The sequence below is a fragment of the Curtobacterium sp. UCD-KPL2560 genome (assembly GCF_001705035.1).
Lineage (GTDB): Bacteria > Actinomycetota > Actinomycetes > Actinomycetales > Microbacteriaceae > Curtobacterium.
The window spans coordinates 1-8,581 of sequence record NZ_MCIG01000099.1 but is presented as its reverse complement, the minus strand read 5'-3'; the positions used below and the strand labels follow the sequence as shown (position 1 = coordinate 8,581).

Annotated in this window: 10 protein-coding genes; 5 read left to right on the top strand and 5 right to left on the bottom strand. The window is 71.9% G+C overall.

The features are described 5' to 3' along the window. Positions 1-499, top strand: a 499-nt coding sequence (locus tag BEP24_RS15080) for a fatty acid desaturase (protein ID WP_171898839.1), incomplete at its 5' end; no start/stop codon positions are given. A gap of 111 nt (positions 500-610) precedes the next feature. Here the strand turns inward: BEP24_RS15080 and BEP24_RS15075 are convergent. Continuing rightward, positions 611-2,041, bottom strand: a complete 1,431-nt coding sequence (locus tag BEP24_RS15075) for an amino acid permease (protein ID WP_065964785.1) — start codon at positions 2,039-2,041, stop codon at positions 611-613. A gap of 45 nt (positions 2,042-2,086) precedes the next feature. Between BEP24_RS15075 and BEP24_RS15070 the strand changes: the two genes are divergently transcribed. Then, entirely contained in the window at positions 2,087-2,578 is a 492-nt protein-coding gene (locus BEP24_RS15070; protein ID WP_065964783.1) for a DUF427 domain-containing protein, read from the top strand. 436 nt (positions 2,579-3,014) lie between these two features. On the opposite strand, the gene BEP24_RS15065 is transcribed toward BEP24_RS15070, so the two are convergent. Further along, complete coding sequence (locus BEP24_RS15065) at positions 3,015-3,347, bottom strand: hypothetical protein (RefSeq protein WP_065964782.1); 333 nt, start codon at positions 3,345-3,347, stop codon at positions 3,015-3,017. A gap of 103 nt (positions 3,348-3,450) precedes the next feature. Between BEP24_RS15065 and BEP24_RS15060 the strand changes: the two genes are divergently transcribed. Continuing rightward, positions 3,451-3,843 (top strand): hypothetical protein, encoded by a 393-nt coding sequence (locus BEP24_RS15060; protein ID WP_065964781.1) that lies wholly within the window; start codon positions 3,451-3,453, stop codon positions 3,841-3,843. Positions 3,844-4,052: 209 nt separating this feature from the next. Further along, positions 4,053-4,487, top strand: a complete 435-nt coding sequence (locus tag BEP24_RS15055; protein WP_065964780.1) for a hypothetical protein — start codon at positions 4,053-4,055, stop codon at positions 4,485-4,487. 206 nt (positions 4,488-4,693) lie between these two features. Here the strand turns inward: BEP24_RS15055 and BEP24_RS15050 are convergent, their stop codons facing one another. Next, on the bottom strand, positions 4,694-5,308 hold the full coding sequence (locus tag BEP24_RS15050) for a hypothetical protein (RefSeq protein WP_065964779.1): 615 nt from the start codon (positions 5,306-5,308) through the stop codon (positions 4,694-4,696). Between the two features lie 213 nt (positions 5,309-5,521). After that, a complete protein-coding gene (locus BEP24_RS15045) occupies positions 5,522-7,147 on the bottom strand; it encodes an APC family permease (protein ID WP_253181721.1) in 1,626 nt (541 codons plus the stop codon). Between the two features lie 126 nt (positions 7,148-7,273). On the opposite strand from BEP24_RS15045, the gene BEP24_RS15040 reads away from it, so the two are divergent. Further along, entirely contained in the window at positions 7,274-7,702 is a 429-nt protein-coding gene (locus BEP24_RS15040; protein WP_065964778.1) for a hypothetical protein, read from the top strand. A 141-nt stretch (positions 7,703-7,843) separates the two neighbouring features. On the opposite strand, the gene BEP24_RS15035 is transcribed toward BEP24_RS15040, so the two are convergent. Beyond that, positions 7,844-8,575 carry a uracil-DNA glycosylase gene (locus BEP24_RS15035; RefSeq protein WP_253181722.1) on the bottom strand — a complete coding sequence of 244 codons (732 nt, stop codon included), beginning with the start codon at positions 8,573-8,575 and terminating at the stop codon, positions 7,844-7,846. Positions 8,576-8,581 lie beyond the last annotated feature (6 nt).

The following is an 8,581-nucleotide window of genomic DNA, read 5'->3' as shown; positions in this document are numbered from 1 at the left end:
CACGAAGGGCCGGGTGCTGGAGGGGGTGCTGCTGGCGGCGCGGTTCGCGATCTACCTGACGGTGGTGTTCTGGTTCCTGCCGTTCGGGATGGCGTGTGCGTTCCTCGGGGTCCAGCTCGCGGTGTTCGGGGTGATGATGGGTGCCTCGTTCGCGCCGAACCACAAGGGCATGCCCACGATCGCGCACGACGCGAAGGTCGACTTCTTCTCCCGTCAGGTCCGCACGTCCCGCAACATCCGTGGGGGTTGGTGGGTGTCGTTCCTGATGGGTGGGTTGAACTACCAGGTCGAGCACCACCTGTTCCCGTCGATGCCGCGGCCCGCGTTGAAGCAGGCGCGGCTGCTGGTCCGGGACCACTGCGACACGTTGGACGTGCCGTACACCGAGACGACGTTGCTGCGGTCCTACGGGATCGTCGTGCGGTACCTCAACCGTGTCGGCCTCGCCGCCCGCGACCCGTTCGCGTGCCCGATGGTGGCGCAGCTGCGGATCCACTGACCCACGGGTGCACATAGGGGGCGGGCCGGCGGATCACTCCGCTGGCCCGCCCTCTACGTGTGCAGCTGTGGCCGGAAGCTCCGGACCGGCCGGCCCAGGGTCCCCGATCGACTACCGGTCGGTGGTCGGCTCCGCCGCCGTCCGCGCCAGCGCACTGTGCCGCCTCGAGTACCCGAAGTACACCCCGAGCCCGATCGCGAACCACACGGCGAACCGCACCCACGTCTCCCACTGCAGGAACGTGACGAGCCACAGCGACGCGATGACGCCGATGGCCGGGACGACGGGCATGAACGGGAGCCGGAACTGCCGGTCGAGGTCGGGCTGCCGGTAGCGCAGCACGATCACCGCCGAGCAGACCACCACGAACGCGAGCAGGATGCCGATGTTCGTCAGCTCGGCGACGATGCCGATCGGCAGCACGCCGGCGAGGACGGCCGACGCCCCGCCGAGGATCCACGTGACGCGGGTGGGGACGTGTCGCTTCGGGTCGGTCTTGGCGAACCACTTCGGCATGAGGCCGTCGCGGCTCATCGAGAACCAGACGCGTGAGGCGCCGAGCATGAACGTCACGAGCACGGTCACGATGCCGACGATGGCCCCGATCGCGATGACGTTCGCGACGCCGCCGAGCCCGACCGACGCGAACGCCGACGAGAAGCCCGAGGCCGGGTCGATGTCGGTGTACTTCTGCATGCCGGTGAGCACGAGGGTCGCCAGGACGTACAGGACCATCGCGATGCCGAGGGACAGCAGGATCGCCTTCGGCATGTGCTTGCGGGCATCGACGGACTCCTCGGCCGCGGTCGACATGGCGTCGTAGCCGAACACGGCGAAGAACACGGTCGCGGCACCGGTCATCACGCCGCCGAACCCGAACGGGAAGTACGGGTCGTAGTTGGCGCTGTTGATGTGGAACACCCCGAGCACGACGATGAGCACCACGAGCGCGACCTTGATGCCGACCGCGACGAACTCGAAGCGGGCGGCGCTGCGGATGCCGCGGGTGAGCACGAACGCGGTGAGCAGGCAGAGCAGGATCGCGAACACGTCGACCACGTGCCCGTCGCCGGTGCCGGGCGCCCCGAGCATCCACGCGGGCAGGTCGACGCCGAACTGCCCGACCAGGAAGCCGACGTAGCCGGAGATGCCGATCGCGACCACCGCCACGATCGCGGTGTACTCGAGCAGCAGGTCCCAGCCGATGAACCACGCCACGACCTCGCCGAGCACGGCGTACCCGTACGTGTAGGCACTGCCGGCCTTCGGGATCATCCCCGCGAACTCGGCGTAGGACAGCGCGGCCGCGGCGCTCGCGACCCCTGCGACCAGGAAGCTGATGAGCACGGCCGGCCCGGCCACCCCGTTCGCGACCGTGCCGGCGAGGGTGAAGATGCCCGCGCCGATGATGCCGCCGATGCCGATCGCGGTGAGCTGCCAGAGGCCGAGGTGGCGTTTCAGGCCGCCCTCGCCCTCGCCCGCCTCGTCGTCGATCGCGTCGATCGGCTTCCGTCGGAAGATTCCCTGCGTCGTCGTCGTCACCCGACCACTCTGCTCCTCCGACGGCGACGGTGGTAGACCCGGGTCATGCGTCGCCCCGAACGAGTCGTCCCCGGTCCCGGTCAGGAGTCCGTCTGGGACTACCCTCGCCCGCCCGCCGTCGAGGCGGTCCGCGAGCGCGTGGTGGTCCGGCTCGGCGGTGCGGTCGTGGCGGACACGACCGACGCCGTGCGGGTGCTCGAGACCTCGCACCCGCCGGTGTACTACCTGCCGATGGCGGGCATGGACCTGCGCCCGGCCGCGGGGTCGAGCATGTGCGAGTTCAAGGGGCGTGCGCGCTACTTCGACGTGGTCGGCGGCGACGGGGTCGTCGCGCCGCGTGCCGCGTGGAACTACCCGACGCCGGAGCCGGGGTACGAGGAGCTGCGGGACCGCGTCGCGATCTACCCGTCGGCGATGGACTCGTGCGAGGTCGGTGGCGAGGTCGTCCGGGCGCAGGAGGGCGACTTCTACGGCGGGTGGATCACCTCGGCGATCGTCGGGCCGTTCAAGGGCGGGGCCGGCACCTTCGGCTGGTGACGGGCGTCGTCCGATCGGAGGACGCCGGGAGGCGCGTCACGCCTCCTCCGGTCGGCCCGCGTCGGTCACGTGACCGGCCTGGAGGCGCGGCTCGCGCCCGCCGGTCGGCTCACCTCCGCGACGTGGCGTGCCTGGAGGCGCGGCTCGCGCCCGCCTGTCGGCTCACCTCCGCGACGTGGCGTGCTGGGAGGCGCGCGGTGCGTCCGCACCGTCCGCCCGCGTCCGTGACGTGGCGGACCGTCGCCGCGCCTCCCGACCGCTCGTCTGCTCGCTCGGGCGGCGCTGGGCGCCGGTCGCGTGCCTCCGGCCTGACCGTCCGTCGGCGTGACCGGAGCGGCGGGCGGGTGGCGCGCCTCCCGTCCCGTGGTCTGCTCGCGGGCGCGGCGGGGCGGGCGTCGGGTGCGCCTCCCCATCGTGTCCCGTGGCCCGACGGTCGTCAGCGTCGCGCGTAGGGGGACCAGAACGGCGGCGGGAACGCGCCGTCGGTCGCGAAGGTGAGCAACTGCCAGGCGAGCATCGCGAGCCCCGCGGCCCCGAGGAGCATCCCGACCCAGGCCCACACGCGGACCGCACGGCGGCGGCCGGCGATGCGGAGCGCCCGGACCCCGCTCAGGACGCACACGAGCCCGAACACGAGGCCGAGGAACACGTGCCTCCCCATGCCGGCGGCGGGCACGATGATCCCCATCCACAGCGACAACGGGGCGAGGAGCACGGCCGCGGTGGCCGGGGCGGCGGGCGGCTCGTGGTCGCGCGTCGCAGCTCCCATGGCTCGAACCTACCGAGGGGACACGCCGGTGTCCGTCGCGGTGGTCGGGCCGCACCGGGGTGGCGGTTGGCGAACCGGCCGGTCGGAGGAGCAGCATGGAGGCATGCGTTCCTTCTTCCGGGTCCTCCTCGGCCTCGCGCTCGTCTTCGCGGGGACGAGCCACCTCACCTTCGCCCGCCGTGACTTCCGCGCACAGGTCCCGGACTTCGTGCCGCTCGACGTCGACACCACGGTGCTCGCCTCGGGTGTCGCCGAGATCGGGCTCGGCAGCGCGCTCCTGCTCGCACCCCGGGCGCGTCGCCGGACGGTCGGGAACATCGCGGCGCTGTTCTTCACGGCGATCTTCCCGGGCAACATCGCGCAGTGGGTCAACCGGCGCGACGCGTTCGGGCTCGACACCGACGAGAAGCGCGTCGCCCGGCTGTTCGGGCAGCCGGTGCTCATCGCGTGGGCGCTCTGGTCGACGCGCGGGGGCGCCGGGCGCCGGTCGCGCTGAGGCGGGGCTGCGGGGCGGCTTGGCGGCGGCCGCGGGGTCTCTCGCACAAGGGAAAGCAGCTCGCGCCACGGAATCTCGTGGCGCGAGCTGCTTTCTGTTGTGCGGCGCGATCGGTGCTCGTTCCTGCACAGGGCGGTCAGCAGTCCGCGCTGTCCACAGGTTCGTGGGCGCGGCCACGACGGAGCGACCCGCCACGGGAGGCTCGTGGCATGACCGGAACAGACGAACTCGACCGCCTCTTCGCCACCCCCGCCCGTACCGACGCCGACGTGGTCGCCCTCGTCGAGGGGGTGGTGGGCAAGCCGCTCCGACGACAGTGCTGGGTGCTGTTCCTCGACGCACGGGCGCTGCCGGTGCCGTTCCTGCTGCCGGTGTCCGACCTGCCGTGGGAGCCCGACGAGCACGTCGAGGACTTCGCCACCCTCGTCGCCGAGGTCTGCGCGGACACCACCGCGGTCGAGGTGGTCGTGGTCTGGGAGCGCCCGGGGGAGTCGCGGCTGTTCCCGGTCGACTGGGAGTGGGTGGACGCCTGTGCGTGTGCGTTCGCGGAACGGTCCGTCCGGCTCCGCGGGCAGGTCGTCGTGCACACCGGGGGCGCGTCGATGATCGAGCTGCACGACGCCGAGTTGCCGGAGTCGGCGTGAGCGCGGTCATCGGACGCACTCGGGGGAAGGCATCGGTCTGGCGCTCACCCCGGCGGGCGCGGTCAGCCTCCGCTCGTGGGTCGGCGCACGTCCGGCCGTCAGCCCTGCTGACGCGCTCGGCGTCCGCTCGGGGGCCAGCCGTGCGGACGCGCTCGGCGTCCGCTCGGGAACCAGCCGTGCGGACGCGCTCGGCGTCCGCTCGGTGGTCAACCCTGCGGGGCGGTGTCCGGGACGGTCTGGCCGGTGAGGCCCTCGACGATGGTCTTCGCCTCGGGCCAGAACTTCGCGTAGTGGTCCGGGTCCGAGTTGATCTGCACGGCGTGCGCCATCTGCGTCGGCGTCATCGTCTTCCAGCCGGGCACCTTGACGAGCTTCGTGTAGAACATCGTCGCCGCCGTGTACGGGTCCATCCGCTGCTCGTAGGTGCCCCACGCGCCGTTGTCCCGCTGCTGGAACAGTCCGCGGCTGTCCGGACCGGCGGTGTCACCGTGGTCGAGGTTCACCAGGCTCGACTCACCGATCGCCGTCATCACCCCGACCGCCTGCGTGTGGGGGCCGATGCCCTGGGCCTGGGCGGCCTGGATCACGGATGCGGCGTTGACGAGTCGGTCCTGGCAGAACCCGGCGATCGGTCCGGCCGGCACCGCGATGCCGCCGACGGTCTTCGTCGGCACGTCCGGGCACGCCGGGGCTGCCTCGACGGACTTCGCTGCACCGGTGAGGGAGTGCACGGCGATGACGACCACGACGATCACACCGATCACGGCCGCCACGACGCCGGCGCCGAAGACCGAGGCGATCGTGATGCCAGCGCGGCGCATGCGGGTCCTCTCGTGCGGGTGGTCGACGGGCTGTCAGGCACAGCGACCCTACGGTCACCCGCTGGGAAGCACCACCGCCCGGACGAGGGGCAGGGCGGTGGCTGCCGTCGGCTCCCGGTCAGCGCTCCCGACGACCGAAGACCCCGGCGGCGGCGAGGGAACACACCACGATCGAGCCGATTGCGACGGCGAAGATCACCTCGGAGGCGTCCATCACGACGTCCGGTCGTCGTCTCGACCGGGGCCGCGCGAGCCCGCGCCGTGCTGGTCCCCGGTGCCGTGCTGGTCGCCGGTGCCGTGCTGGTCGCCGGTGCCGTGCGGGTCGCCGGTGCCGTGCGGGTCGGAGCCGTTGAGGTCCCCGCCGCCGTGGCCGCCGTGGTGAGCGCTGTGTCCGGCGGTCCCGGTTCCCGGCCGGACGACCGCGGTCGGCTCGGTGACCAGGCCGGTGGGGGCCTTCTCCGGGTGCTTGCGACCGTGGGTCAGCCACGTGACGATCCAGAGCAGGACGCCGAGCGCCAGCAGGGCACCGGCGATCTGGTACTGCTGCGGGTCGCGGCCGGACGAGAACGGCATGACGAGCCACAGGCAGGTCACGACGCCGATCACCGGCACGACGACCCCGGCACGGAAGTGCTTGTGGTCCACCTGGTCGCGCCGGAGCACGAGGACGGCGGCGTTCACCACGGCGAACACGGACAGGAGCAGGAGCGAGGTGGTGCCACCGAGGACCACGACGATGGGGGAGTCGGGGTCGAGCGAGACCCAGCCGATGAGCGCGAGCGAGATGAGCGTGGTGAAGACGATCGCGGTCGACGGAGTGCGGCGCGCCGGGGACACCCGGCCGAGGAAGCCCGGCAGCACGCCTTGCTTGCTCATGCCGTACAGCAGCCGCGACGCCATCATCATGTTGATGAGCGCGGTGTTCGCGACCGCGAACATCGAGATGAACGGCAGCAGGTCGGCGATCGGGAAGTCCGGCGCCGCGGTCTGCACGACCGTGACGAGCGGGGTCTCGTTGCCGGCCAGCTCACCGATCGGCACGACGGCGACGGCGCAGATGGACACCAGCACGTAGATCACGGCGGCGATCCCGAGCCCGGTGAGCATCACCTTCGGGAAGATGCGGGAGGGGTCCTTCGTCTCCTCGGCCATGTTCACCGAGTCCTCGAACCCGACCATCGCGAAGAACGCCAGCGAGGTCGCGGTCGACACCGAGAGCAGCAGGGTCTTGTCCTCGGGGGTGTCGAACATCACGACGCGGGAGAAGTCCGCATTGCCGCCGGCGATCGCCCAGAACCCGATGAGGATCACCATCACCAGGCCGGACAGCTCGACGAGGGTCAGGACGACGTTGGTCTTCACGCTCTCGCTGACGCCGCGGAAGTTCACCGCCATCACCGCGAGCATGAAGCCCATCGCGATGAGCATCACGACGGCGTTCGGCAGCTCGAGACCGAAGCCCGCGCCGAGGTTCGCAGCGAACGCGCGGGACGCCGTCGACGCCGAGGTGATGCCGGAGCACATCACGATGAACGTGACGATGAACGTGACGAAGTGGATGCCGAAGGCCTTGTGCACGTAGAGCGCCGCCCCGGCCGTCTGCGGGTACTTCGTGACGAGCTCCAGGTACGAGAACGCCGTGAGGAGCGCGACCGCGAACGCGATGAGGAAGGGGAGCCACGCTGCCCCGCCGACCTCGGCCGCGACCTGCCCGGTGAGCGCGTAGACGCCCGTGCCCAGGATGTCGCCGACGATGAAGAGCAACAGCAGCTTGGGACCGATGACCCGGCGCAGCTCCGTCGGCTGCTGCGTGGGGCGGTCCGTCTCGGTGGTGGCCATGCCCGTCAGCCTGACCCCGGGGGACACGTCGCTGTCCGGTTTCACAGGAACCTCCCCGAAGACCGCAACACGGCTGTGCCCTGGCCGGTGCGGACGCACTCGGGTGGCATCGCTACGCTCCGACGCATGTACGAGGATTCCGAGACCACCGAAGAGCCCGTCGAGTTCGCCGACTTCAACGCGAAGCTGCTGGTGCTCGACGTCCTCTGCTACGACCTCGACGTGATCGAGCCGTACTCCGGCGCGGACGACGAGGTGTCCGACGAGGACCTCGACGTCGAGGGCCAGGACGACCGGGCGCGGGAGTACTACGACGACATCGACCTGCTGCCGTCGCAGCTCGCGATGGTGGTGGAGCTGACCGTCGACTCCGACCTCGAGGTGCTGCAGGACGTGCACCCCGGGTGGGAGGGCTCCGACGACCGCTTCGACCCGCAGAACTGGGACGACGTGCTCGACCTCCCGGAACTCGCGGTCGTGTACGCCGCGGCACCGTTGCCCGCGCACGTCGCCGAGCGCCTCGCGGCGAAGGGCGTCGACGTCCGCTCCGCCTGACGGTCCGACGCACCGCGCGCGGTGATCCAGCGCGGTGCGGCGTGCTCGCGCACAACCGAAGGCACCTCGCACCACGGAAGGACGTGGCGCGAGGTGCTTCCCGTTGTGCGAAGCGCCCCCGCAGGTCCGCCCGGGGGTCAGCTACCGTTGCAGCGCGCGCACCTGCTCGGTGAACTGCGCCGCTCCGCCCTGGGCCGGGTGTCGCACGGCCACCGCGTCGATGCCCGCGAGCGCGAGCGCCCCCTGCGCCTTCCGTCCGACCGCGACGACCCGGACGGGCCGCAGCCCCGGCCGCGCGGCACCCGCACCGGTCGCGTCCACAGCACCGGTACCGCCGCCGCCGAGCGCATCGAGCAGCGCCAGCGCGACCGGTGCCCCCGCCCGCACCTCGGCCGGCCGTGGGGTCCGGTTCGTCAGCCGGTCCGGCGCCACGAACGGGTGGTGCGGGAAGATCGCCCACGTCAGCGGCAACGGCCCCCACCAGTCCCGGAGCGCCGCCTGCACCACACGGGACGAGGCCTCCCACGGTGCGGTCGGCTCCTCGGGCTCGAGCACGTCGAACCCGAGCGACCCGAGCTCCCGCATGCTCGTGAACGGGATGCCGGTGTTGGTCATGCCCCGCCAGCCCGGGGCCTCGGCGACCAGGACGGTGTCCGCCGTGGGTCCGACGTGCGCCAGGTAGCGGGACAGGTTCTCGCGTCGCAGTCGGCCCGCCGCGGTCGACACGTCGTACAGGGCCTCGGCGTCCTCCGCCACCGGGACGGCGTCGAGCGCAGCCCAGAAGCCGTCGAGCGCAGCCCACGAGCCGGACCCAGCGGCCCCGGCCCCGCCGGACGAGCTCGCAGCCCCGTTGTCGCGGTGGATGGGGATGATCGTGCC

Coding starts and splice junctions, on each gene's coding strand:
- BEP24_RS15070 (WP_065964783.1), top strand. CDS start 2,087: ATGCGTCGCCCCGAACGAGTCGTCCCCGGTCCCGGTCAGGAGTCCGTC.
- BEP24_RS15065 (WP_065964782.1), bottom strand. CDS start 3,347: ATGGGAGCTGCGACGCGCGACCACGAGCCGCCCGCCGCCCCGGCCACC.
- BEP24_RS15060 (WP_065964781.1), top strand. CDS start 3,451: ATGCGTTCCTTCTTCCGGGTCCTCCTCGGCCTCGCGCTCGTCTTCGCG.
- BEP24_RS15055 (WP_065964780.1), top strand. CDS start 4,053: ATGACCGGAACAGACGAACTCGACCGCCTCTTCGCCACCCCCGCCCGT.
- BEP24_RS15050 (WP_065964779.1), bottom strand. CDS start 5,308: ATGCGCCGCGCTGGCATCACGATCGCCTCGGTCTTCGGCGCCGGCGTC.
- BEP24_RS15045 (WP_253181721.1), bottom strand. CDS start 7,147: ATGGCCACCACCGAGACGGACCGCCCCACGCAGCAGCCGACGGAGCTG.
- BEP24_RS15040 (WP_065964778.1), top strand. CDS start 7,274: ATGTACGAGGATTCCGAGACCACCGAAGAGCCCGTCGAGTTCGCCGAC.